The following is a 23,148-nucleotide window of genomic DNA, read 5'->3' on the forward strand; positions in this document are numbered from 1 at the left end:
ACCCGCTTTAGACCGCCAAATTTTAAGAACTCTTTAACTACCTTTAGCTTGAACTGCTTGCTGTACTTGCTCATAAAACAAAACCCCCTTGGTTGGACATAACGTCCAACTTTTGGGGGTCAGTTCAGTTTGGGCGGGATTATTAACTCAGCACCCCAAGACTTTGGGGTCGTATTAGAGAGTTGGGTAGTCTGTATAACCCACCTCTTTGCCACCATAAAAGGTAGCGCGGTTATAAGCATTCAGAGGGGCACCCTGCTGAAATCTCTCCGCTAAATCTGGATTAGAAATATAAAGTCGTCCATAAGCCACTGCATCAGCCAGACCTTCTTCTAATACTTTTTCACCCATAGCTTGGTCATACCCACCAGCGGTGATAAATTTGCCTTGATAAGCAGCACGGAACATCTCTGAGGTAATAGGCGCATCTTCAAAGACTTGATCGCCACCTCCGGCACTGGTTGAGCGAGGCTCAATCATGTGCACGTAAGCTAAGTTATAGCCATTAAGCTTCTTAATTGCAGCAGTGAATAATGCTACCGGATCACTGTCACCCATATCGTTGAAAGTACCGTATGGTGAAAGGCGAACCCCCACTTTATCGCTCGGGAATACTTTGCTTACAGCCTCGATGACCTGACCCAATAGGCGCAGGCGATTGTCGATCGAGCCGCCATATTCATCCGTACGTTGATTGGTTTTATCTTGCAAGAACTGATCCAGCAAGTAGCCATTAGCTGAGTGAATTTCAATACCATCAAAGCCTGCAGCTTTTGCATTCTGAGCTGCCGCCTCAAACTCTTTGAGTAAGCGAGCGATATCCTCTAAACTCATTGCCGTTGGAGTCTCATAGTCGTGGAGCTTCCAATCTGAGCCATACGTTTGACCAGCCGCAGCAATTGCGGAGGGTGCCTCAGGTACACCCTGCTCTGGATGCAAGGAAGAATGGGAGATGCGGCCCACGTGCCACAACTGCGCAACAATCGCACCACCCTTGGCATGAACTGCCCCAACAATCTCTTTCCATGCACTGGTTTGTTCCGCCGAATAAATTCCAGGCGTCGCTGGGTAACCTTTGCCCAGTGGAGAAATCTGTGTTGCCTCAGTAATAATGAGTCCGGCACTCGCACGTTGCGCGTAATAGGTTTTCGCTAACGGATTAGGAACATCACCATCAACTGCACGCATTCGCGTGAGCGGCGCCATTACCAAACGGTTTTTTAAATGAAGTGCCCCCAGATTTACCGGAGTGAACATAATTTCTTTGCCTGACATTTGCTGCCTTTTAAATAAGTAAAAAGAGGGTTGACTGTAACAAGGATTAGAAAATTTTGCTTAGCATGTGATTATGCAGTTCCAAATTGTTCGCGTATGCAATCTGCTAGCGCGTTAAATTCTTGAGTATGTGCAGTAGAGGGTCGCGCAACTAAAGCAATCACTCTTTTGGGTGCTGGTGCGGCCAGCTCTTTTGCGACTAACTCAGAGTTATTCAATAGACTACTTTTTACGGCCATTCCAGGAAGCAAGGCAATACCAAGTCCAGACTCCACCATTTGCAACAAGGTCAACAAGCTAGTAGCTTCCATCCCCTCAGCCTTTCGAATGTCAGTGCGCTTGCATGCTTGCAAGCTATGCTCTCGTAGACAATGTCCTTCTTCAAGTAGCAAGAGGCGTTCAGCCATCTTGGCAGGTAAGGTCACTTCTTTTCCCTTTAGGGCCGGATCACCTTCTTTCGCAACCAACCAAAAATGGTCGTCAAATAATTCCTGAACCAGAAGACCCTCAACATCATATGGAAGTGCTATCAAAGCAAAATCCAATTTATGCTCAGCTAATCTAGAGAGCAGATTGGCAGTGAGATCTTCTCTGAGTGTGATTTTAAGTTCTGGAAAACGACTGCGTATTTGCGGAAGTACTGTTGGCAATAAAAATGGTGCAATAGTTGGTATGACGCCCAAACGAATTGTGGCAGTCATGGGTTTACCAGTTGCGCCCGCATACTCCACTAAATCTTCAGATGCCGCCAAGATTAATTTAGCACGCTCAAGAACCTCCAAACCTATTGGAGTGATAGATACATTCTGTCGATCACGCTCCACCAAATGGATCCCCAATGCATCCTCCAACTCCTTCAGACCAGCACTTAAAGTCGACTGGCCAACAAAACAGGCTTGAGCTGCGCGTGTGAAATTGAGCTCCTTCGCCAATGCAACGAAATACCCTAGTTGCCTTAAAGACGGTAAATAAGCCATTTTCACTCCATTATCGAATAATTAGATAAATACTATCATAATGATTCATTGGACTGATTAAGAAATAAGGCGCACACTGCATCCATGGTTGAGAAAGCAGTAAAGAAGACTCAACAAACTAAATGTAATTTGAAAGGAAGCAAAATGGCACGCCCAGAAATCAAAACCATCCAAAACTTGGAGTCCGCCTTTGCCGGCGAATCCATGGCTCATATTAAGTATCGTTACTTTGCTAAATTAGCTCGCACAGCTGGCGACGAAGAAACCGCAAAGATCTTTGAAGCTACTGCTGACCAAGAAGTGATGCACGCCTTTGGCCACTTAGACTTACTCTACCCTGCTGGCACCGTCACTCCAGCAAAAGCATTAGAGATTGCTATTGAAGGCGAAACCTATGAATACACCGAAATGTATCCATCCTTTCGGAAAACGGCAGTTGAAGAAGGCAATGCTACGGCCATACAAGAAATCGATGAGCAAATTGCGGAATCTAAAGAGCATGCTGAGCAATTTCAGGCGGTATTGGCTAAAGCGGCAAAACGTTTCGCTGCGTTAGCAAACGTTGAAGAGCGTCACGCAAACCATTACAAGAAGGCTTTGGAAAAAGCAAAGGTTTTTGCGACCCAATAAAACGGGCCCAGAAATAATTAGAAATTAAATTTAAAATCAACAGACTATTTAAGGAATCAAAATGAAAACTTACCAATGTATCGTGTGCGGCTATATTTATGACGAAGCCAAAGGAATCCCAGAAGATGGTATTCCAGCTGGAACCCTCTGGGCTGATGTACCAGAAGATTGGGAATGCCCTGATTGTGGTGTAGCAAAAGCAGACTTTGAGATGGTTCAGGTAAGCTAAGACCACTTCAGCAACCCATTGCCTTTTTTACCCATTCGTCATTTGGAGAGCCCAGCTTTGGATCAAACCACCCCCCAATCCCAATCCACTATTGTCATCATTGGCAGTGGATTGGCTGGCTACACCGTTATCCGCGAAATCCGAAAATTGGATAAAGCAGTCCCCATTACACTGGTTACACGGGAGCCTGGTTATTTTTATTCCAAACCTATGCTTTCTACCGCTCTTGCGAGCAAGAAAGAAGCAGTGCAATTAATCTCCACGCCAGCTGATGGCATGGCAACTCAACTAGAAATGACCGTCTTGGGTGAGCGTGATGTCACCTCAATTAATCCTAGCGCACAAACCATTCAAACCGATAAAGGTGAGGTGCCTTATGGAAAACTGGTAATGGCATTGGGCGCCGATCAAATTCGTCTCCCACTCCAAGGGAGCGCTGCTAAGGAAGTCATCACAGTAAACGATCTAGAAGACTATGCGCGCTTTCGCAATGCAATCTCTGGAAAAAAGAAGGTTGCTATTCTGGGTGCAGGCCTGATTGGCTGTGAATTCGCCAACGATCTAGTACTGGGCGGTTATGAAGTAGATGTGATTGACTTAGCTCCACAGGCTCTGGGTCGCCTATTGCCTGAAGCTGCAGCTCTGGAGCTGCAGGAGAAACTCAGCACGGCTGGCGTGCGTTGGCACCTTTCTACAACGGTGCAAGCGATTGATCGTCACGGAAATTCTTTGCAGGTGACACTAGCTAATGGCAACACAATCTCTTGCGACGTATTTTTATCGGCTGTTGGTCTGAAGCCTAGAATTGAATTAGCTAAAGCATGTGGCATTAATACAGGAGCTGGCATTCAGGTAAACCGTGAACTCGAAACCAATATTAAAAATATCTTTGCTATTGGAGATTGCGCAGAGGTAGATGGCTTAGTTCTGCCTTACGTGATGCCCATCATGCAAGCAGCAAGAGCATTAGCACCTACATTAATCGGACAAGCTACCGCACTTACCTATCCAGCAATGCCAGTGATGGTCAAAACCCCCGCCTTAGCCACAATTGTTTCTCCACCGGCTAAAGGTGCCGAAGGTAATTGGACGACAACCTCCATTGAAGGTGGTCTAGAGTCTCGTTTTGAATCGGCTGATGGCAAGTTGTTGGGCTTTGTATTGATGGGTACCGCCACCGCACAACGTGGCGCCCTCACCAAGGAGCTGCCAGCTATTCTGGCTTAAATCTCCTAGATTGATTTGATTGATCAAACAAAAAGGCCCGCGATGCGGGCCTTTTATTTATGCAGTTGGTAATGATTAAGAAACGATTACAAACCATGTAGTGTTGTGTGATTGAGCGCTCATCAAAAACAACATTGGAATAGACAACAATGTGTTGATGCGGGATGTCAACATGGCAACGCGAGCAGATTTTGCCTTAACATCAGCTTCAACAGCAACGATGCCAAGAGCACGTTTTTGATTTGGCCAAATAATGAACCAAACGTTAAAGGCCATTACTAAGGCAATCCACATACCCAAACCGATTGCACGGAATGGAGCTTGCAATGTGAAGGCTTGATGTAAGTAACCATTTAAAGCAGCAACAATCAAACCAGTTAGTACAGTAAACAAAGCTGCGTAACGGAACCAAAATAACGCTGCTGGAGCAATCACCTTACCAATGGCTGGCTTTTGCTCATCGGGAATCTTTGGCATCGAAGGAATTTGCACAAAGTTAAAGTACCAGAGCAGACCAATCCACATCACACCACACATCACGTGCAGCCAACGGAAAACAAATGGAAGCTCGGCGGAATTAAAGTTGCTGCCAAAACCTAAAACAATGAGGGCGAGAAGGACAAAACCGGCAAATACGGTACGTCCCAAAGAGGTTAAGATTGATGCCATTAAAGGATCTCCTAGTTGTAATAATGGGGTTAACTATAAACGATTCTACTGATTTTGTTCGTATATACCAAAATCCAGAATTCTGACTAAAAATAATGACTTAGCTCTTATTGAGCTGTCCAACCACCATCCATATTCCAAGCCACTCCACGAACTTCAGAGGCGTCTGGCCCACAGAGGAAAACCGCTAAGGCTGCCAATTGCTCTGGACTCACAAACTCTCCAGATGGCTGCTTTTCAGATACCAAGGCGGTCTTTGCTGCTTCATTGGAAATGCCTTCGCGTTCTGCGCGCGCGTCTACCTGCTTCTGAACTAACGGAGTTAATACCCAACCCGGGCAAATTGCATTGCAAGTAATGCCAGTACGCGCATTTTCCAAAGCCGTCACTTTAGTTAATCCAACAATGCCATGCTTAGCGGCAACATAGGCAGCCTTCTGAGTAGAAGCTACTAAGCCATGTACTGAGGCGATATTAATAATGCGGCCCCAGTTGCGTTTTTTCATACCGGGTAAGGCATGGTGTGTTGTATGAAATGCCGAACTTAAATTAATGGCAATAATGGCATCCCATTTATCTGTTGGAAACTCTTCAATGTTCGCGGTGTACTGAATCCCGGCATTATTAATCAAGATATCAAGCGAGCCAAAACGCTTCTCTGTTTGCTTGATCAGGTCTTCAATCTCAGCGGGTTTGCTCATATCAGCGCCATGGTAATCAACCTCTACACCACAGGCTTTAATTTGAGCAATGGCTTCATCTTTCTCGCCAAAACCATTGACCATGATGTTGACGCCTTGTTTAGCCAGTGCAATAGCCATTCCCAAGCCAATACCGCTAGTGGAGCCAGTAACTAGGGCTGTTTTACCTTTTAATGTGGACATATCATTTACCGTATAAAGTTAACCAAAAGGGCTGCAGACTGCTTTATGGGCCCCAAAACTGGATGTTACAGGATGGGCTGAACCACCCCCGGAGGTGATGCACCAGGGTGGCCAGAATCCATTAAAAGCTAGATTTTCTTGAGAGCCCGCAGGATCTTTTCACAGGTGATAGGCTGATCAAAGACCGCTGCATTCAATGGTGCCAAGGCATCATTGATAGCATTTTGGACTGCGCCTGGCGCTCCAGCCGTACCTGCTTCACCCGCCCCTTTGGCACCCAATTTTGAAGATTGGGTAGGTGTCTCTATGTGAGCAACCTCAATGTCCGGCATTTCATTGGCCATCGGCACTAAATAATCTGCCATGCTGCCATTGCGTAACAAGCCGCTTTCGTCATAGAGACACTCTTCGAACAGAACGCCACCAATACCCTGAACGATTGCACCGCGCACTTGTTCATTGACCAACATTGGATTGATAACACGACCGCAGTCTTCTACTGCCCAATGCTTCAATAGCTTTACAAAGCCTGTTTCTGGGTCAACCTCAACGTAAGACGCTTGCACTCCATTCGTAAAGATGAATGGATATTCTTTTTGTGTGTAGTGACGCGTCACCATGAGATCAGCAGAAAATCCAGCCGGCAAAGTATCCGTGCGGAAATAACCCACTCTACCCACTTCACTAAAGGGCAATAATTGCTCACCGGTCGCTTTATCAAGGATATATCCACGACGGGCAGTTAATTCAGTAACAGGTCGATTCAAAATAGCGCCCGCAAGTTTAATGATGTTTTCTTGCAGGGCTTGAGAAGCCAAGAGAACTGCTTCACCGCCAACACCAGCTCCACGTGATGCCCAGGTACCGCCACCGTAAGGAGTGACATCGGTATCGCCAGTAATAACACGCACTTGATCGATTGGAACGCCAACAGCATCAGCGGCAATCTGGGTATAGATGCCTTCAGTGCCCTGACCTTGTTCACCAACACCAATCAATACCGAAACTACCCCGCTAGGATCCATGCGAACAGTAGCACCATCCTGCGAGGCAATACGTGCGCCACCCACACCATAAAAAGCGGGACTTGGATTGGTTAGCTCAATCAATGTTGCAATTCCAATACCGCGATAGATTCCTTTGTTGCGCAACTCAGCCTGCTCTTTACGCAAGGCGGAATAGTCCATCATTTTTTCGATGGTTCGTAAACATTGTTCATGTGAGAGAACCTCTAACTTAATTCCAGAAATTCCGGAGCAAGGATAAGCATCATCCGGAATCACGTTGCGCTTACGGAACTCGAGTGGATCCATTTGCAATTTTTGCGCAGCCAAATCTACCAAGCCTTCGGTCACAGCACAAGCAATCGGATGGCCTACGCCACGATACTGACAGGTTGGTGTTTTATTCTGAAAAACGACATTCAACTTAGCGCGATAGTTTTGATGCTTATAAGGACCACCCACCAAGTTCACGACTTGATTGCCTTCAATAGCACTAGTTCTAGGGAACATGGAGTATGGACCAATTGCAGTCAGATCATCGATCTCAAAGGCTAAGATATCGCCCGCCTTATTGGCGGCTATACGTCCTTTAATACGATGCTCACGCGCATGAATATCACTAGTGAATGATTCAAGACGGTCCGCAACAAACTTCACGGGGCGTTCAAGCATCAGTGCAAGCCCTACGGTAGCGAAGTCATCTGGATAGGCGTGCACCTTAATACCAAAAGATCCGCCAACATCCTTACAAATGACATGCACATCTGATTCTGAAAGACCAAACTGACGGCAATACAGATCTTGCATCATGTGTGGCGCTTGTTGCGAGTGGTACACAGTGAGGCGACGATCGCCTGGGTTGTAATCTGCAATCTGACAGCGCGGCTCAAGTGTTACACCGGTATGGCGCCCAAATCCAAAAGTAGCTTCTGCTACCACATCAGCAGTTGCAAAGACTTCATCCACATTACCAACATCGAGGCTACGGGTAAAACATAAATTATCGCCAAGATCAGGATGAATAACCGGAGTATCTGCATCAAGCGCGGTTTCCATAGAGACGACTGCCGGTAACTCTTCCCACTCAACATCGATATGCTGCAGAGCATCTTCCGCCTGCGCCCTAGTTTCTGCAACCACCGCCACCACCGGCTCACCCTGCCAACAAGCACGATCAATTGCTAAGGCGTGCTGAGGGGCAGATTTCATGCCGACTAGGTGACCTAAAGTGGCCACCCAAGGCTTACAAATTTTTGCCATTTGCACACCATCAACTACCGCAAGCACTCCAGGCATCTTGCTGGCATGCTCTGTATGAATTTTGCCGATTTTCATATGCGCTACTGGGGAGCGCCAGAACACTACATGCGCCATACGAGGCAATTGAATATCGTCAATGTAAGTGCCCTGACCTTCAAGCAGTCTCCGAGCTCCATGTCGTGGTTCGCTATGACCTATATATCGCTGATCATTTGTTACGGGATCGAGCACCATTCCTTTTAAATCACTTGGCTTATTCATAATACGTTTTCCTTAATACCTTAGACGTTAGCAAGGACAGGTTTAATTTTTTGGCCCTTGGCACGAGCATCTAATACATCGACGATTGCATCGACGATAGAGTGGTAACCAGTGCAACGGCAGTAATTACCTGAGATCCATTCGCGCACTTGTTCACGCGTTGCTTTTGGTTGTTTCTCAATCAACTCTGCTGCAGCTAACAACATGCCAGAGGAGCAGAAGCCACACTGCATAGCGTTGTGGCGCATAAATGATTCTTGTAGATCTGTCAAAACACCATTTTTAGTGAGACCTTCGACCGTTTCAACCACGCTACCATCCGCCTGTACTGCCAAAAATAGGCATCCGCGAATGATTTGCCCATCTACCTTGACGGTACAAGCTCCGCACGCACCCTGCTCACAACCCAAGTGAGGGCCTTTTAAATGCAAATCTTCGCGTAAAAAATCCACCAGGTGTCTGCGTGGCTCAATCTCTGCGTTGACGAGACGACCATTCACGGTCATTGAAATTTTTTTCTTCAAACTCATTTTGATCTCCGAATTCTTTTGCCGATGCTTGCCCTTAGAGCATTAAGCAATCATGTGCTTGAGTCCACGCTCAAGCAATACACCAATTAAATGTTGTTTCGCCTCTGCACTATTGGTAATGTCTGCAATTGCTTCGATTTCATTACGCGCTTCGGCTACGGCCTTAATAATTAACTCATCGTTGAGTTTTTGGCCATTGATTAAATCCTGAGCTTTAGTTGCCATTACTGGCGTAGCGCCAACTGAAAAAAATGTGAAGGCACAGTGAGTCAAAACGTCTCCTTGCTTCTGTGCAACTGCAGCCAGACCCGCAACCGCGTAGTCGCCATGACGTCTAGCCAGCTCATGAAAATAGAAAACTTCTTGCTTGCTTGCCAATGGAATCTCAGTCGCTACGAGAATTTCATCGGACTCTAATGAGGTTGTATACAAGTCAATGAAAAAATCGTTTGCAGAAATTCGGCGCTCACCCGCTGGGCCATGAATCACCATGGTGGCACGCAGAGTCAAGCTACAAGCAGGCCATTCAGCGGCTGGGTCACCATATGCTAGTGAGCCTCCCCAAGTACCGAGATTACGAATCGCACGATGAGCAATATGTGGAGCGGCAGCTTTTAGAAGTGGGGCATGTTTTGCAACTAATTCTGAATCTTCAATTTCAGTATGAGTCACTAGAGCGCCAATACGCAGACTATCGCCAACCACCGAAATACCTTTGAGTTCAGCAATATCGGTAATATCAATCAACACCGTCGGCTCTGACAAACGCATATTCAAAGTGGCCAATAAAGTTTGCCCACCCGCAATTAATTGCGCATCATCGCCGCCTTGCTCAAGTAAAGAAAGGGCTTCTTGCAATGCCTTGGGCTTTACATAATCAAATGCTGCAGATTTCATTAAGTCTCCTCCACCACTAATGTATTAAGCTTTTTAGCTTTTTATTTTTTGCGCTACTTTTTTATTGCTGCTTTTTTAATTACCACCAGCGTCTGACTCCAACGCCACTGTCTCCCCGCCTAATTCCTTTGCAAACTTCTGAAAAAAATCATCTGCAATCTTTTTTGCCGATGCGCTAATTAAGCGACCGCCAATTTGACCTAACTTGCCACCAATCGAGGCTTCCGTTGTATAAGAGACCAAAGTACCTCCTTCGGCTTGCTTTAGCTCCACTCGTGACTTACCTTTAGCAAACCCTGCTGCCCCGCCAGACCCTTCAAAGGCCATAGAGCAAGACTGGTCCGGAATAATGTCGCTTAAGAGTAATTTCCCAGCAAAACGGGCTCTAACGGGCCCAATCTTGAACATCACCTTGGCATGAATCTCTTCTGGGGAGATGCGACTGATCTCCTCGCAGCCAGGAATGGACTTGGCCAACACGTCAATATCGTTCAAACCCTTCCATACCTCGGGGATTGGAGCGGATATGAGTTGCTCGCCATTTAATTCCATTTGATCTCCTTGGGGTTTGTACGAATAGAGTCTTATCTACCAATTGTTCAACAATGTACCATTATTTAACTTTTGGTCAATAAGTCCAAATTCGGATAAACCCTGAGAATCCATGCGTTTTACTGAAGATAGCGTTACTAGCCCAAATACTGCTGAAATTTCAGAAGGATCCATGGCGCCCACTAGAAAAAGAATGGGGACAGCCGAGCGTAAACGCCAAATATTGGACAGCGCCATTCAGTTCTTCGCTAGAAATGGCATCGATGGCCAGTTAAGAAATTTATCTAAAGAATTAGGCATCACCCATACCCTGCTTTATCACTACTTCCCAACTAAAGATGCGCTGATTCAGGAAGTTTATAAAGAGGTTTTTGAATCTCGCTGGAAGCCTGAGTGGGAAGACTTACTGGATGATGACTCGCTTACCCCTGAAGAAAAATTCAATGCCTTCTATTTGGACTACTCCAACACAGTTTTAACTTATGACTTTGTGCGCATTTTAATTTTTTCTGGCTTAAGTGATCACTCTATTAGCGATCGCTTCTTCGAGCTCTTGCGCACGCGCTTATTACCAAGACTCATTCGCGAAACTCGCAAGTATTGCGGTAGGTCTGATACATCAAAGCCCACCCAGCGTGAGCTTGAATTTCTCATGGGACTGCATGGTGGCATTTTCTATATCGGCATGAGGCGCTGGATCTATGGACAAGCCATATATGCCGCCGAAAGCCCCAATACAGAACAAGAAATCATTCGCGACCGAGTGCAGTCTTACCTCCACTCCGCTAAATCATTATTTGCTTAATTCAAAAGGTATCCATGTCTAATCTAAGCCTAAATCACTTCTCCATCCGCAGTCTCGAGATTGAAAAAACGACTGAATTTTTTAGTAAGCTCCTTGGCTTGACTGTTGGTCCAAGACCTGAATTCCCTTTTCCAGGCGTATGGCTATACAACGGTGATGAGAGTAGTTGGGCTAATGCGGTCTTGCACCTCATTGCTATCGACAAAAATGATCCGAACGGACTGAAAAAATATTTAGGTGAACGCGACCCCAGCACACTCCATGGATCTGGCGCAGTAGATCACATTGCTTTTTTTGCGACTGGTCTAGAAGAAAAAATTGCCCTCCTAAAGAAACTCAATGTTTCTTATCGCGAGCGCACTGTCCCCGTATTAAAGCTTCACCAAATCTTTTTGGATGATCCTAATGGAGTGGTTATTGAACTCAATTACCCGGCTGAAGAAAAAGCTGCTCTGGATGCGAAAGCGGCATAGGAGCTATTGATGGCAAAAATTCTAGTTGTAGGCGGCTCTCTTGGTGGTTTGTTTGTGGCAAATATTTTGCTGCGCCAAGGGCATGACGTTACTTTGCTAGAAAAGACTGTTGGATCTTTGGACGGTCGTGGTGCCGGCATTGTGACCCACGATGCTTTGGCTGAAGCGCTACGCGCTGCTGGAGTGACTGTTGATGAAACACTCGGCGTACCTGTGACTAAGCGTGTCACTTTGGGTGCTGATGGTCAAAGCTTGGGCGAAATGCAATTACCTCAAGTATTAACCTCTTGGAGTCGCCTGTATCACATGCTCAAAGAAAGCTTTCCAAGCGAGCGCTACCTTCAAGGTAAGACAGTGAAGTCGGTTACGCAAGATGCGAACGCTGTACAGGTGCTTTGTGAAGATGGCAGTCAATATGATGCTGAGTTGCTCATCGCATCCGATGGCATACGCTCTGCAGTGCGAGCGCAAGTCGCACCACAAATTCAACCTGAATATGCTGGCTATATAGCTTGGCGTGGCGTATGTGACGAAGCCTGCTTATCAAGGAACACCTTAGACACTCTATTTAATCGCTTTGGCTTTTGTTTGCCCAATGGCGAGCAAATGCTGGGTTACCCAGTTGCTGGCTCTGGCAATGACACGCGCCCAGGAAAGCGTCGCTATAACTTTGTTTGGTATCGCCCAGCTTCTGAGCATGAAGAATTAATAAGCCTTCTCACAGACGATGATGGCCATTATTACCCCACCGGTATCCCGCCCCTCAAGGTGTCTTGGAGGCATATTGCCCACATGCGTAAAGTCGCACAGGAGATCTTGGCGCCACAGTACGCAGAGATATTAGAAAAAACAGCCGCGCCATTTTTACAAGCCATTTATGACGTACGCTCCGAACAAATTGTCTTTGGCAGAATCGCGCTCATGGGTGATGCTGCTTTTGTTGGCAGGCCGCACGTAGGAATGGGTGTCACTAAGGCTGGTGATGAAGCTATTGTGATAGCCAAGCATATTGCCGCGCATGGCGCTACTCCAGCAGCCCTCAATGCATATAGCGAAGAGCGCTTAAAGCTAGGTCAGCAAGTAGTGGCTAGAGCCCAGTATTTGGGTCGCTATATGCAAGCCCAAGGAAGCAAGGGCAATAGGGATAACGAGAAGTTAAAAAGAAATGCCGATACTGTGATGGCGGAAACCGCAATTGATATCAGCGATCTATTAGCTCAAGGGAAAGCAGTACCTGAATCTGCGCACTAAAAGGCGCATTCAGTTAAGATTTAAAAAAATAAAAAGTATTCTTATTTAACAAAGTTTTATATGGAGGAGACAACCATGAAACAAAAAGTAACGAATCAAACAAGACGCAAGATGTTGATTGGTGGAGCCGCAGCAGCAAGCACCCCACTTTGGTTAAACGTAGCAAATGCTCAGGCTGACACTATCAAGATCGGCTTTCCGACGCCGTTGACAGGGCCCTTCTCAGCAGAAGCTCAGGATCAGGTGAAAGCTGCTGAATTAGCCATTAAAGAGTTTAACGATGCAGGCGGCTTTAATGGACGCAAAGCAGAACTCTTAGTGCGTGACGACAAGCTCAATCCTGGCGAAGCAGCAACACGCACATTAGAGTTAATTGAAAAAGACAAGGTGAACTTTGTAGTTGGCTCACTTTCTGCAGCGACACAACTATCGATCAATGCTGTTTGTAAGGAGCGTAAGGTTCTCTTTAATTCCATTAGCCAATCCGATGCGATTAACGAAGCGAAAGACTGGAGCGTCTATACATTCCATGAGGCCCTGAACCCAACGATGACGGCTGGCGCTGTAGCGCGTTACTCCATCCCACGTTTTGGTAAAAAAATTGTGTTCTTAACAGCAGACTATGCTTACGGTCATGAAATGGTCCGCGCTTTTGAGCGTGCAGGCAAAGAAATGGGTGCTACTACCTTGGCTGATATTCGCCATCCATTAGGTGCTTCTGACTACTCTGCTTTCTTGCCACGCATTAAAGCTTTGAATCCAGATATTTTGGTGCTCTGTAACTTTGGTCGCGACTTGGTCAATGCAGCAAAACAATGTACTGACTTTGGCCTTAAATCCAGCATGAAGATTGTTACACCAGTACTCCTCTATACCTCACGCCTTGCAGGTGGCCCTGAAGCCTTCGAAGGCATTATCGGCGGCACATCCTATTACTGGGGTCTGGAAGATCGCATCCCAACAGCAAAAACATTTAACGATGCTTTCCGCAAAATGTATAACGGCTCCGTGCCGTCTGACTATGGCGCACTAGGCTACGCTGGTGTGAAGAGCGTCTTAGCTGGGGTGAAGATTGCAAAATCTACTGATACCCTAAAAGTGGTTACAGCAATGGAGAATATGAAGTACGACTGGTACAAGGGGCCTGAGTACTATCGTAAGTGCGACCATCAGGCCGTGCAAACCGTCATCATCGTAGAGTCTAAATCTAAGAATATGAAAGACAAGTATGACGTCTTCAATATTTTGACGATTGAACCTACTACTGAGAAAAATATGCGTTCATGCGCAGAACTAGGTCACAAAGCCTAATTTTAAAATTTCAGGGTGGATGACCTATTCACCCTGAACCACTCCCCCGCACCATTTGGTAAAGGGGAGTTTTTTCTGAGTACATTTATGACCGGTCTTTCATTCGAACTTCTCTGCATGCAATTGCTTACGGGCGTCGCCTTGGGCAGCATTTATGCACTTTTAGCCCTTGGCCTATGCCTTATTTTTGGCATGCTTAACGTGGTGAACTTTGCACATGGTGCCTTCTTTATGGTGGGCGCATTTTTAGGTGTGTACTTCTTAGGCATTACTGGAAGCTTTTGGTTCAGCCTAGTACTAACGCCATTGCTTACAGGCGGCATAGGGCTTGTCACTGAGCGCTTTTTAGTTAGACCACTCTATGGCCGCGGCTTGGATTACCCTTTGCTACTTACCTTTGGGCTTTCATACGTCCTGATTGAAGTAATGCGCGTTACCTTTGGTATCGAAGGCTTACCTTCAATCACCCCGGAAGGTCTTGGCGGAACGGTCAATGTAGGCATTGGTTACTTCCCTAAATATCGCCTATTTCTAATTGCAGCAACTGCTGTCGTTATTTTGGGTGTTTGGTTCTTCATTCAAAAGACGCGTTACGGCCTCATCATTAAAGCTGGCGCTGCCGATCAAGAAATCGTGAAAGTGCTTGGTATTGATATTGCCAAGGTGTGGCTTTTGGTTTTTGGATTGGGCTGTGCAATTGCTGGCCTTTCCGGAATCCTGGCCTCACCAACGCGTTCAGTAAATCCAGAAATGGGTATTCCCATTCTGGCGGAATCATTTGTAGTGACTGTTGTTGGCGGCATGGGCTCACCAGTTGGCGCAGTGGTGGCTGGCTTGTTAGTGGGCGTGGTCTACAGCATGACCTCCCTCTTCTTCCCCGATTTAGCAGAGCTTTCCATTTTTGTACTGATGGCTGTAGTGCTGTTAATTCGCCCACAGGGTTTATTTGGTAAGGCAGGAGCGATGGGCTAAGGCTCCGAATATTTATGAATTCATTTTTCCAACTCATTGCACGTCATCGCGAACTAGCTAGTACGCTGTTCTTAGCAGTCTTTCCATTCATCATGCCGTATGAAGCGCTGGCGATCAATATTTTGATCTTTGGTTTATTTGCCATGGGCTTTAACTTACTATTTGGTTACATGGGTCTTCTATCGTTTGGTCATGCAGCCTTTTTAGGTATTGGCAGCTACATCACCGGTATTGCCATTGTTCACTATGGCGTACCTTGGGGTGCCGCTATTCTGGTTGGCATTATTGGTGCGGCTATTGGTGGCCTGATCATGGGCTACCTTGCTATTCGTACTCGTGGCATCTACTTCTCCATGGTGACCTTAGCGCTTGGTCAAATTGTTTACTACATCTTCTACAAAGCAGAGAGTCTTACTGGTGGTGAGAATGGTTTACGCGGCGTCCGCGTAGATGAATTCAACATCTTAGGCATCCCCGTTGACTTCTTAAATCCCCTAGTGAAGTACTACATCATTCTTTTCTTTGTGGTGATTGCCATTTGGCTTATTTCCCGCATCCTAAGCTCACCCTTAGGCGCCGTGATGGAAGCAATCCGTGAGAATGAGAAGCGCGCAGCAGCTTGTGGATTTGACGTAGCCCGTACCAAACTATTGGTTTTTGTATTGTCAGCGGCGATTTGTGGCTTAGCAGGCTCATTGCGCGCCCTCCACCTCTCTATCGTGCCAATTGATTCTCTGCACTATCTACAGTCTGGTCAGGCAGTCATGATGAGCATTCTCGGTGGAATGGGCACCTTCTTTGGTCCATTCATCGGCGCAGCAGTCATGCTCTATTTGGAAGACGTCGTAACCACCTTCACCAAGCATTGGATGGCTGTCGTTGGTTTAGTGTTCATGTTTTTTGTACTGTTCTTCCCTAAGGGCATTTGGGGAACCATTCTGAGTAAGCTACAAATCAATCAGGATTCCAAATAATGAATAGCGCAACCATCACCCCTATTCTTGAAGCGCGCCATGTCAGCAAGAGCTTTGGTAAGTTCAAGGCATTACAAGATGTATCTACCAGCTTTATGCCTGGAACCCTTACCGCCATCATTGGGCCAAATGGCGCAGGGAAAAGTACCTTCTTTAATGTATTGAGTGGCGCATTCCCCCCTACCAGCGGCCAGATTTTATTTAATGGCAGAGATATTACCGGTATGCAGCAACATGAGTTTGCTCGTATTGGTATCTCCAAAAGCTTTCAGATTACGAATGTCTTTAAGCAGCTGAGCGTTCATGAAAACGTTCGCGTCGCCGCCCAGATGGAAACGGCACGGTACAACTTTCTTCGCAATGCGCAAAGCTATCCAGGCCCTATTGAACTTGCCGATCAGCTTCTCCATCGCGTGAACTTAGAACATCTACGAAACAAGAAAACTGGCGACTTAGCTCATGGTCAACAACGTGCACTAGAAATTGCAATGGCTTTAGCCTGCAATCCTAGCTTGTTATTGCTGGATGAGCCCACCGCCGGCATGTCTCCAGAAGAAACGCTTGTAATGATGGATCTCATTCGAAATCTAGCTAGTGAGCGAACCGTTATTTTGGTTGAGCACAAGATGAAGCTCATTATGGGTCTTTGCAAACGCATCATCGTTTTGCATCATGGTGAATTCTTAGCTGAAGGCACACCAGAAGAAATCCAAAATAATGCTGAGGTACGTCGTGTGTACCTAGGTCAAGGTTAAATAGAAAGCAAACTATGTTGCGCGTAGAAAACTTAAACGCCTGGTATGACCGCAGTCACGTATTACAAGGCATTTCTCTAGAAGTTAATAAAGGTGAGATTGTTACCTTGATGGGTCGCAATGGCGCTGGAAAAACCACCGCCCTGCGCTCATTAATGGGCCTGCTCTCTAAGCGTCAAGGTAAAGCCTCCATTGATGGCACTTCTTTTTTAGATTTACCTGCCCATATGCGCTTTCACCTAGGGCTAGCTTATGTTCCAGAAGATCGCCGTATTGTTCCCGGACTTACTGTCAAAGAAAATTTGGAGCTTGGCGTGATCGCTAAGAAGAAGGCTGGCGATATGAGTGCGCTAGTTGATGAGATTGCTGAAACTTTTCCCAGACTTAAAGAACGCTTAAATCAAGATGGCACCTCAATGTCGGGCGGTGAACAGCAAATGCTCGCAATCGCCAGGGCAATGATTGGCAAACCTAAAGTGATTTTGCTCGATGAACCTTCAGAAGGCATCATGCCAGTCTTGGTTGAAGAAATGTTTGAGCTTTTTGCCAAACTAAAGCAAGAAGGTCTAACCATTCTCCTCGTGGAGCAAAACGTTCAACAAGCTCTGAAAATTTCTGACCGAGCCTATATCCTCGATCAAGGCGAGATTGTTTTCCATGACACTGCACAAAATCTCTTAAACAATGATGAGATTCAACAGAAGTATTGTGCTGTTTAAACGCTTGATTAAATTAGGTGCAGCCAATGCCCTAATTGATGCCAAAAGCTATCTGGCACCAGAGTCAGCAACCAGGTTAAGGTCAGATAGCGCAGCAACTTGCCAATGAACATATAAATTAAGCAAGGTTGCCAAGCAAGCTTCAACCATCCAGCGGCAAGGCATAGGGGATCACCAAACCCAGGCAGCCATGAAAGTAACAGAATTTTTGGACCCCAAGCTTCTAGCCAATCTTTGAGGCGTGCATTTTTTGGCTCTCCAACAGATTTCATGCTCCTACGGGCAATGAGACCAAGCCACCAGTCGAACATGCCCCCCAAGGTATTTCCAATAGCGGCAACCATAATTGCAACCCAATACAAATCTGGATTCAAGGCGGTGTAACCAAACAAAATTGGCTCCGAACCAATCGGTAATAAGGTTGCTGAAACAAAAGCGCTGATAAACACCGCAGGTAAGCCAACTGAAGGCATTCCAAACCAGCTAAAAAAATGTGAAAGTGCGTGCTCCATGAAACGCATACCCCTTATGTAATGCCTTCTAGGGGTTCATTAACCCCAATCAGTCTATTTTGCCTTGTTTTACCGATTCTCCATGAATTTCAAATCTTGCTTAAACTAATGCCTGAAACGGTAAATGCACCATAAAACCTATAAATTGAGACTTTCATGAATCACCCTATTCCCAAGTCAGACCAATACCAAGAAATGCGTGAAGCATTACGCGACCTTTGCGGTTCTTTTGATTCTGCCTATTGGCAAAAGATTGATCACGAGCGAGGATATCCAGAGAGTTTTGTCGATGCTATGACTAAGGCTGGCTGGTTAGCCGCTTTAATTCCAGAGGAATATGGTGGCTCTGGTTTGGGCCTAGCTGAAGCGTCTGTGATCATGGAAGAAATCAACTTTTCTGGCGGTAACTCTGGCTCATGCCATGGGCAAATGTACAACATGGGTACCTTATTACGCCATGGCTCAGAAGCTCAGAAACAAATGTACCTCCCTAAAATTGCAACGGGAGAACTACGCCTCCAAAGTATGGCGGTTACCGAACCCACTACGGGAACCGATACAACCAAACTGAAAACCACCGCAGTGAAAAAAGGGGATAAGTATGTAATCAATGGTCAAAAGGTATGGATCTCCAGAATTCAGCATTCTGACTTGATGATCTTGCTGGCACGCACTACACCGCTCAATGAAGTACAGCGCAAGTCCGAAGGTATGTCGATCTTTATCGTGAACCTTGCTGATGCCATTGGCAAAGGGATGGAAGTTCGTCCAATTGCCAACATGGTCAATCATGAAACCAACGAAGTGTTCTTTGACAATCTTGAAATTCCTGCGGAGAACCTCATCGGCACCGAAGGCCAAGGTTTTAAATATATTCTTGATGGCCTCAATGCAGAACGCGTCTTAATTGCCGCCGAATGTATTGGTGACGCCTACTGGTTTATTGATCGCGCCCGTCGCTATGCCAATGACCGCGTGGTATTTGATCGCCCTATCGGCAAAAATCAAGGGATTCAGTTCCCGATTGCCGACAGCTACATTGAGACCGAAGCTGCCAACCTGATGCGCTTTAAGGCTTGTGAGTTATTTGATAATCATCAGCCTTGTGGGCCTGAAGCCAATATGTCAAAGTACCTCGCCGCTAAAGCGTCTTGGGAATCGGCTAACGTTTGCCTTCAAACTCATGGTGGATTCGGCTTTGCCAATGAATACGACATTGAGCGTAAGTTTAGAGAAACTCGCCTCTATCAAGTGGCGCCAATTTCAACGAATTTGATCTACTCCTATATTGCTGAGCATGTTCTTGGTCTACCAAGATCTTTCTAAGGGATTGTTGCTATGAGTATTCGCCCATTAGATGGTATTACCGTTGTTTCTTTAGAGCACGCCATTGCAGCACCTTTCTGCACGCGCCAATTAGCAGATTTAGGCGCAAGAGTGATTAAGGTTGAGCGCCCTGGTAGCGGTGACTTTGCTAGAGGATATGACACCCAGGTGGATGGACTGTGCTCTCACTTTGTTTGGGTAAATCGCTCTAAGGAAAGTTTGACCTTAGATCTCAAACAGCCAGCAGCCATTGCAACACTCAAGACACTGTTGAAGACCGCGGATGTCTTAGTGCAAAATCTGGCGCCAGGAGCTGCTGCTCGCATGGGCTTAACTGCTGATATTTTGCAGAAAGAAAATCCAAAACTGATTTTGTGTGATATTTCGGGCTACGGGAATAACGGCCCCTATCGTGACAAAAAGGCCTACGACTTACTCATTCAGAGTGAAGCAGGATTTCTTTCCATTACAGGAACACCCGAAACACCCAGCAAAGCCGGTAACTCTATTGCGGATATTGCAGCGGGCATGTACGCCTATACCAATATCTTGGCAGCCCTTTTGCAAAGAGGAAAAACTGGCAAAGGCTCGGTAATTGATATCTCCATGCTTGAATCACTTGGTGAGTGGATGAGCTTTCCAATGTATTACGCCTATGAGGGTGCAGAGCCACCACCTAGAAACGGTGCATCACATGCGACCATTTATCCGTATGGCCCATTTAAAGCTGGCGATGGCAAGACTGTCATGTTGGGACTTCAAAATGAGCGTGAATGGGTGCAATTTTGCGAAATGGTATTAGAGAACCCTGCACTTGCCAAAGATGAACGCTTCGATCGCAACTTCAAGCGTAATGAAAAACGCATTGAGCTACTAGAAATCATTGATTCCTGCTTTAGCAAACTCACCTCTGAGCAACTGATTGGCAGGCTCGAGAAAGCGCAAATTGCAAACGCTCATCTGAATGATATGCAAGGCCTTTGGAAACACGAGCAACTAAAGGCGCGTAATCGCTGGACTGAGGTGGATACCCCCAATGGCGCTATCGCTGCGCTACTACCACCGGGTCTCAATGATAGCTACGACTATCGTATGGACCCCATTCCTGCCGTTGGCGAACACACTCACTCCATCCTTCAAGAATTAGGAATGACGGAGTCAGATATTGCCAGCATGAAAGCAAGCGGAGCCATTTAGAGTAGCGGAGAAGTAAGATGAGCAGCGTTTTCAAGATAACGCTGCCATGCTGGTCTTTTCGCCCAGACTTTAGGATCGACATAATCTGATTGTGCTAAATAAGACTCAATTAACTTCTCTAGCTTGGCACAGAAATCAACGTTATAAACAATCAAACTAATTTCAAAGTTCAAACGCAGGCTACGTTGATCAAAATTCACCGAGCCAAAGATCGCAATACGACCATCAATCAACAGACTCTTGGTATGCAAGAGGCCGCCTTTAAATTCAGCAACCCTGACCCCAGATGCCATTAAGTCCTGATAGAAGCTTTTACTACTCCACGCTACCAAAGTCGAGTCATTGAGTTTTGGCACAATTAAAGTCACATTGACACCACGTCTTGCGGAAGCCATGAGCGCTTGAAGCAAGCCATCATCCGGACCAAAGTAAGGAGTAGTAATAGTAAGCTCCTCACGCGCATCAATAATGGCAGAGAGCATTACTTGATACAAAATGTCATCACGATATACCGGGCCTGAAGCAAACTCCTGGGCGATAACCCCACCCTCTCTTGGGGCTGGCGGAGGGGAGCGATCATTGAAGTGCGTAATCTTAGGATTATCAACACTCCAATCAAACGAAAACGTCAGTTCAAACTGGGCTGCTACCGGACCTTCAATGCGAACCATGGCATCAACCCACTCTCCCACTCCTGAGTCTTGTTTAAATGTTCGGGGATCAACCAAATTCATGCTGCCAGTCCAGACAACCGAACCATCTACTATGAATATTTTTCGATGCAAGCGCAAATCTGCACGACGGAACTGAAAGCGCCCAATCTGAATTGGTAATGCTTCCGTTACTTCTATGCCCGCATTTCGGAATCGAGCTGGCCAAGACGACTTGAACCAATGCTTGCTACCTAAGGAATCTAATAAAACGCGACAAGCAACCCCACGTTTTGAAGCAGCAATTACGGCCTCACCTACTCGATCAGCGTCCCCACCCAAAGCCCAGATGTAGAACTCCATATTCAGAGTCTTTTGAGCCTGATTAATCTCATCAATAAATAGCTGCAGAATGTCTAGCGACTTTGTATAAAGCTCCACTTTATTTCCATCCACAACCGGAGTACCGTTCTTCGATTCAGCCAGAAGACTTAAGGCCCTAGCTTCAATAGGCAGTTTCGCTCTTTCGCTCGCAAATTCTTGACATAGTTGCTGTGTAATTTGCGCGTACTCTCGATTCATGCGTTTAATTTTTCGCGTCAAACTACGCCCTACAGGACGTTCGCCAATTAATATATATAAACAAATCCCCATCACTGGGAAAGTCATCACAATAAAAATCCAAGCAAATGCAACCCCTACCGGCCTCCTTACTGAAATGATGACCCCAATAAAGTAGGTGACCAATAAAAAATGAATCAGAAGAAGCCAATTTAAATTCAGCTCAAACAAATGTTTCAGAAAGAGGCTTAGTAAGTCATTCATTTGAGTTCCAATTCAGCGGTAATACCTAGATGATCCGATAGCTTTAACCATTCATGCAAAATTTTTGCAGAATGAATTTTTAATCCGCGTACATAAATTCTATCCATGGACAATAGCGGCCTCACACTAGGAAAAGTTTTTGCTGGGGATCCAGTTAACACCTCAAAGACCTCATCAAAACCAGCAGCCTTCATGGGTGCGCTCACACGATTACGCCAATCATTGAAATCCCCCGCAACGATCGTGGGACCATTTTGAGTTAAATCCTGAATATGTCCAATGATAGCCTCTAGTTGTCGCTCTCTACCCCTCTCGAAGAGCGCCAAGTGCACACAAAAACAATGAATAGGTTGTTCTATGCCATCTAGTTTTGTGATGCTATGAAGCAACCCGCGCTTTTCGAAACGATATGCAGATATATCGTAGTTATTTCCTTTTTGCTGAGGATGCTTAGAGAGGATGGCATTACCATGATGTCCATCGCGATACTCCACATTTTTTCCGTAATGCCAATCGTGCCAAAAACCTTCAGAGAGAAAGTGCGTTAACTCTGTCAGGGGCCATTGACTAAAGCGCTGAATCCTACCTCGATGCTCTTGCTGAAACTCTTGTAAAAATAATAGGTCCGGATGTTGGCTGCGCATTTTTTGGCGCAACTGATAAATAGTGGAGTGTCGATGTAAAGGTGATAAGCCCTTATGGACATTCATAGTTAAGATAGTAAAACGGGTGGTTTTGATGGAGCTCATTAAAACTGACCTGCTGCGCGCTGTCGTCGAACTCTTGCCAAGTAGATTTCACCTTCGACTAAATCTTGACATTGCATGCATTTATTGCAAATCGATGCCTGCCCCCGCAACTCCTCAATCGAGTCTGTTGGGTGGGCATCTAAATATTCGCGCAAATCCACGTCGAGGACCTCATTGCAGAGGCAAACCACTTCAGCCATAAGTTAAAAATAGGGGAATCGATCTCATTACAGT

At 46.0% G+C, this 23,148-nt stretch carries 25 protein-coding genes; 13 read left to right on the forward strand and 12 right to left on the reverse strand.

The window, feature by feature from the left end; translation table 11 throughout:
• Positions 1–174: 174 nt before the first annotated feature.
• Complete coding sequence (locus ICE89_RS04420; RefSeq protein WP_216265026.1) at positions 175–1,275, reverse strand: alkene reductase; 1,101 nt, start codon at positions 1,273–1,275, stop codon at positions 175–177.
• Between the two features lie 71 nt (positions 1,276–1,346).
• Positions 1,347–2,252, reverse strand: a complete 906-nt coding sequence (locus tag ICE89_RS04425) for a hydrogen peroxide-inducible genes activator (protein WP_216265027.1) — start codon at positions 2,250–2,252, stop codon at positions 1,347–1,349.
• Positions 2,253–2,396: 144 nt separating this feature from the next.
• On the opposite strand from ICE89_RS04425, the gene ICE89_RS04430 reads away from it, so the two are divergent.
• The 3 genes from ICE89_RS04430 to ICE89_RS04440 all read left to right on the forward strand — a co-directional run bounded on the left by ICE89_RS04430 (position 2,397) and on the right by ICE89_RS04440 (position 4,338).
• Positions 2,397–2,882 (forward strand): rubrerythrin family protein, encoded by a 486-nt coding sequence (locus ICE89_RS04430; RefSeq protein WP_216265028.1) that lies wholly within the window; start codon positions 2,397–2,399, stop codon positions 2,880–2,882.
• 61 nt (positions 2,883–2,943) lie between these two features.
• Positions 2,944–3,111 carry a rubredoxin gene (locus ICE89_RS04435; RefSeq protein ID WP_068321654.1) on the forward strand — a complete coding sequence of 56 codons (168 nt, stop codon included), beginning with the start codon at positions 2,944–2,946 and terminating at the stop codon, positions 3,109–3,111.
• Between the two features lie 57 nt (positions 3,112–3,168).
• Complete coding sequence (locus ICE89_RS04440; protein WP_216265029.1) at positions 3,169–4,338, forward strand: NAD(P)/FAD-dependent oxidoreductase; 1,170 nt, start codon at positions 3,169–3,171, stop codon at positions 4,336–4,338.
• A 75-nt stretch (positions 4,339–4,413) separates the two neighbouring features.
• Here ICE89_RS04440 and ICE89_RS04445 read toward each other — a convergent pair whose 3' ends face one another.
• From ICE89_RS04445 to ICE89_RS04470, 6 genes are all read right to left on the reverse strand, one after another.
• The gene (locus ICE89_RS04445) at positions 4,414–5,007 is read right to left on the reverse strand and encodes a urate hydroxylase PuuD (protein WP_216263711.1); all 594 of its coding nucleotides are present in this window, start codon (positions 5,005–5,007) and stop codon (positions 4,414–4,416) included.
• Between the two features lie 107 nt (positions 5,008–5,114).
• On the reverse strand, positions 5,115–5,891 hold the full coding sequence (locus tag ICE89_RS04450) for a 3-hydroxybutyrate dehydrogenase (protein WP_216265030.1): 777 nt from the start codon (positions 5,889–5,891) through the stop codon (positions 5,115–5,117).
• 128 nt (positions 5,892–6,019) lie between these two features.
• A complete protein-coding gene (locus ICE89_RS04455) occupies positions 6,020–8,416 on the reverse strand; it encodes a xanthine dehydrogenase family protein molybdopterin-binding subunit (RefSeq protein ID WP_216265031.1) in 2,397 nt (798 codons plus the stop codon).
• A gap of 20 nt (positions 8,417–8,436) precedes the next feature.
• A complete protein-coding gene (locus ICE89_RS04460) occupies positions 8,437–8,946 on the reverse strand; it encodes a (2Fe-2S)-binding protein (protein ID WP_216265032.1) in 510 nt (169 codons plus the stop codon).
• A gap of 42 nt (positions 8,947–8,988) precedes the next feature.
• A complete protein-coding gene (locus tag ICE89_RS04465; RefSeq protein ID WP_216265033.1) occupies positions 8,989–9,843 on the reverse strand; it encodes a xanthine dehydrogenase family protein subunit M in 855 nt (284 codons plus the stop codon).
• A gap of 75 nt (positions 9,844–9,918) precedes the next feature.
• Positions 9,919–10,395, reverse strand: a complete 477-nt coding sequence (locus tag ICE89_RS04470) for a CoxG family protein (protein WP_216265034.1) — start codon at positions 10,393–10,395, stop codon at positions 9,919–9,921.
• Positions 10,396–10,507: 112 nt separating this feature from the next.
• Between ICE89_RS04470 and ICE89_RS04475 the strand changes: the two genes are divergently transcribed.
• The 8 genes from ICE89_RS04475 to ICE89_RS04510 all read left to right on the forward strand — a co-directional run bounded on the left by ICE89_RS04475 (position 10,508) and on the right by ICE89_RS04510 (position 17,655).
• A complete protein-coding gene (locus tag ICE89_RS04475) occupies positions 10,508–11,200 on the forward strand; it encodes a TetR/AcrR family transcriptional regulator (RefSeq protein WP_216265035.1) in 693 nt (230 codons plus the stop codon).
• A gap of 14 nt (positions 11,201–11,214) precedes the next feature.
• Positions 11,215–11,673 carry a glyoxalase gene (locus ICE89_RS04480; protein ID WP_216265036.1) on the forward strand — a complete coding sequence of 153 codons (459 nt, stop codon included), beginning with the start codon at positions 11,215–11,217 and terminating at the stop codon, positions 11,671–11,673.
• A gap of 9 nt (positions 11,674–11,682) precedes the next feature.
• Complete coding sequence (locus ICE89_RS04485; protein ID WP_216265037.1) at positions 11,683–12,924, forward strand: FAD binding domain-containing protein; 1,242 nt, start codon at positions 11,683–11,685, stop codon at positions 12,922–12,924.
• A 75-nt stretch (positions 12,925–12,999) separates the two neighbouring features.
• Positions 13,000–14,235 carry an ABC transporter substrate-binding protein gene (locus ICE89_RS04490; RefSeq protein WP_251367780.1) on the forward strand — a complete coding sequence of 412 codons (1,236 nt, stop codon included), beginning with the start codon at positions 13,000–13,002 and terminating at the stop codon, positions 14,233–14,235.
• A 117-nt stretch (positions 14,236–14,352) separates the two neighbouring features.
• Positions 14,353–15,207: a branched-chain amino acid ABC transporter permease gene (locus tag ICE89_RS04495; RefSeq protein ID WP_255558697.1), complete on the forward strand. Its 855-nt coding sequence runs from the start codon at positions 14,353–14,355 to the stop codon at positions 15,205–15,207.
• A 14-nt stretch (positions 15,208–15,221) separates the two neighbouring features.
• Positions 15,222–16,181: a branched-chain amino acid ABC transporter permease gene (locus ICE89_RS04500; RefSeq protein ID WP_216265039.1), complete on the forward strand. Its 960-nt coding sequence runs from the start codon at positions 15,222–15,224 to the stop codon at positions 16,179–16,181.
• On the forward strand, positions 16,181–16,936 hold the full coding sequence (locus tag ICE89_RS04505) for an ABC transporter ATP-binding protein (RefSeq protein ID WP_216265040.1): 756 nt from the start codon (positions 16,181–16,183) through the stop codon (positions 16,934–16,936). The genes ICE89_RS04500 and ICE89_RS04505 overlap by 1 nt, the downstream gene beginning before the upstream one ends.
• A 14-nt stretch (positions 16,937–16,950) precedes the next feature.
• Complete coding sequence (locus ICE89_RS04510; protein WP_216265041.1) at positions 16,951–17,655, forward strand: ABC transporter ATP-binding protein; 705 nt, start codon at positions 16,951–16,953, stop codon at positions 17,653–17,655.
• 8 nt (positions 17,656–17,663) lie between these two features.
• On the opposite strand, the gene ICE89_RS04515 is transcribed toward ICE89_RS04510, so the two are convergent.
• Positions 17,664–18,176, reverse strand: coding sequence for a YqaA family protein (locus ICE89_RS04515; RefSeq protein WP_370625329.1), 513 nt, complete (start codon positions 18,174–18,176; stop codon positions 17,664–17,666).
• 147 nt (positions 18,177–18,323) lie between these two features.
• On the opposite strand from ICE89_RS04515, the gene ICE89_RS04520 reads away from it, so the two are divergent.
• Positions 18,324–19,493: an acyl-CoA dehydrogenase family protein gene (locus ICE89_RS04520; protein ID WP_216265042.1), complete on the forward strand. Its 1,170-nt coding sequence runs from the start codon at positions 18,324–18,326 to the stop codon at positions 19,491–19,493.
• A gap of 12 nt (positions 19,494–19,505) precedes the next feature.
• Positions 19,506–20,690, forward strand: coding sequence for a CaiB/BaiF CoA-transferase family protein (locus ICE89_RS04525; protein WP_216265043.1), 1,185 nt, complete (start codon positions 19,506–19,508; stop codon positions 20,688–20,690).
• Here the strand turns inward: ICE89_RS04525 and cls are convergent.
• The 3 genes from cls to ICE89_RS04540 are packed head-to-tail and all read right to left on the reverse strand — an operon-like array spanning position 20,687 to position 23,114.
• Positions 20,687–22,165 (reverse strand): cardiolipin synthase, encoded by a 1,479-nt coding sequence (gene cls, locus ICE89_RS04530; RefSeq protein ID WP_216265044.1) that lies wholly within the window; start codon positions 22,163–22,165, stop codon positions 20,687–20,689. The genes ICE89_RS04525 and cls overlap by 4 nt on opposite strands.
• Positions 22,162–22,914, reverse strand: a complete 753-nt coding sequence (locus ICE89_RS04535; RefSeq protein ID WP_216265045.1) for an endonuclease/exonuclease/phosphatase family protein — start codon at positions 22,912–22,914, stop codon at positions 22,162–22,164. The genes cls and ICE89_RS04535 overlap by 4 nt, the downstream gene beginning before the upstream one ends.
• Complete coding sequence (locus ICE89_RS04540; protein ID WP_216265046.1) at positions 22,914–23,114, reverse strand: hypothetical protein; 201 nt, start codon at positions 23,112–23,114, stop codon at positions 22,914–22,916. Before ICE89_RS04540 ends, ICE89_RS04535 begins: the two co-directional genes overlap by 1 nt.
• Positions 23,115–23,148 lie beyond the last annotated feature (34 nt).

This window comes from Polynucleobacter sp. AP-Kaivos-20-H2, from assembly GCF_018882215.1.
In the GTDB taxonomy this organism is placed as follows: Bacteria; Pseudomonadota; Gammaproteobacteria; order Burkholderiales; family Burkholderiaceae; genus Polynucleobacter.

What these genes read in the sequence shown, in the direction of transcription:
- ICE89_RS04470 (WP_216265034.1), bottom strand. Translation starts at nt 10,395, where the DNA reads ATGGAATTAAATGGCGAGCAACTCATATCCGCTCCAATCCCCGAGGTA.
- ICE89_RS04510 (WP_216265041.1), top strand. Translation starts at nt 16,951, where the DNA reads ATGTTGCGCGTAGAAAACTTAAACGCCTGGTATGACCGCAGTCACGTA.
- ICE89_RS04455 (WP_216265031.1), bottom strand. Translation starts at nt 8,416, where the DNA reads ATGAATAAGCCAAGTGATTTAAAAGGAATGGTGCTCGATCCCGTAACA.
- ICE89_RS04520 (WP_216265042.1), top strand. Translation starts at nt 18,324, where the DNA reads ATGAATCACCCTATTCCCAAGTCAGACCAATACCAAGAAATGCGTGAA.
- ICE89_RS04445 (WP_216263711.1), bottom strand. Translation starts at nt 5,007, where the DNA reads ATGGCATCAATCTTAACCTCTTTGGGACGTACCGTATTTGCCGGTTTT.
- ICE89_RS04525 (WP_216265043.1), top strand. Translation starts at nt 19,506, where the DNA reads ATGAGTATTCGCCCATTAGATGGTATTACCGTTGTTTCTTTAGAGCAC.
- ICE89_RS04435 (WP_068321654.1), top strand. Translation starts at nt 2,944, where the DNA reads ATGAAAACTTACCAATGTATCGTGTGCGGCTATATTTATGACGAAGCC.
- ICE89_RS04475 (WP_216265035.1), top strand. Translation starts at nt 10,508, where the DNA reads ATGCGTTTTACTGAAGATAGCGTTACTAGCCCAAATACTGCTGAAATT.
- ICE89_RS04465 (WP_216265033.1), bottom strand. Translation starts at nt 9,843, where the DNA reads ATGAAATCTGCAGCATTTGATTATGTAAAGCCCAAGGCATTGCAAGAA.
- ICE89_RS04420 (WP_216265026.1), bottom strand. Translation starts at nt 1,275, where the DNA reads ATGTCAGGCAAAGAAATTATGTTCACTCCGGTAAATCTGGGGGCACTT.
- ICE89_RS04505 (WP_216265040.1), top strand. Translation starts at nt 16,181, where the DNA reads ATGAATAGCGCAACCATCACCCCTATTCTTGAAGCGCGCCATGTCAGC.
- ICE89_RS04425 (WP_216265027.1), bottom strand. Translation starts at nt 2,252, where the DNA reads ATGGCTTATTTACCGTCTTTAAGGCAACTAGGGTATTTCGTTGCATTG.
- ICE89_RS04540 (WP_216265046.1), bottom strand. Translation starts at nt 23,114, where the DNA reads ATGGCTGAAGTGGTTTGCCTCTGCAATGAGGTCCTCGACGTGGATTTG.
- ICE89_RS04500 (WP_216265039.1), top strand. Translation starts at nt 15,222, where the DNA reads ATGAATTCATTTTTCCAACTCATTGCACGTCATCGCGAACTAGCTAGT.
- cls (WP_216265044.1), bottom strand. Translation starts at nt 22,165, where the DNA reads ATGAATGACTTACTAAGCCTCTTTCTGAAACATTTGTTTGAGCTGAAT.
- ICE89_RS04490 (WP_251367780.1), top strand. Translation starts at nt 13,000, where the DNA reads ATGAAACAAAAAGTAACGAATCAAACAAGACGCAAGATGTTGATTGGT.
- ICE89_RS04430 (WP_216265028.1), top strand. Translation starts at nt 2,397, where the DNA reads ATGGCACGCCCAGAAATCAAAACCATCCAAAACTTGGAGTCCGCCTTT.
- ICE89_RS04495 (WP_255558697.1), top strand. Translation starts at nt 14,353, where the DNA reads ATGCAATTGCTTACGGGCGTCGCCTTGGGCAGCATTTATGCACTTTTA.
- ICE89_RS04450 (WP_216265030.1), bottom strand. Translation starts at nt 5,891, where the DNA reads ATGTCCACATTAAAAGGTAAAACAGCCCTAGTTACTGGCTCCACTAGC.
- ICE89_RS04515 (WP_370625329.1), bottom strand. Translation starts at nt 18,176, where the DNA reads ATGCGTTTCATGGAGCACGCACTTTCACATTTTTTTAGCTGGTTTGGA.
- ICE89_RS04480 (WP_216265036.1), top strand. Translation starts at nt 11,215, where the DNA reads ATGTCTAATCTAAGCCTAAATCACTTCTCCATCCGCAGTCTCGAGATT.
- ICE89_RS04460 (WP_216265032.1), bottom strand. Translation starts at nt 8,946, where the DNA reads ATGAGTTTGAAGAAAAAAATTTCAATGACCGTGAATGGTCGTCTCGTC.
- ICE89_RS04535 (WP_216265045.1), bottom strand. Translation starts at nt 22,914, where the DNA reads ATGAGCTCCATCAAAACCACCCGTTTTACTATCTTAACTATGAATGTC.
- ICE89_RS04485 (WP_216265037.1), top strand. Translation starts at nt 11,683, where the DNA reads ATGGCAAAAATTCTAGTTGTAGGCGGCTCTCTTGGTGGTTTGTTTGTG.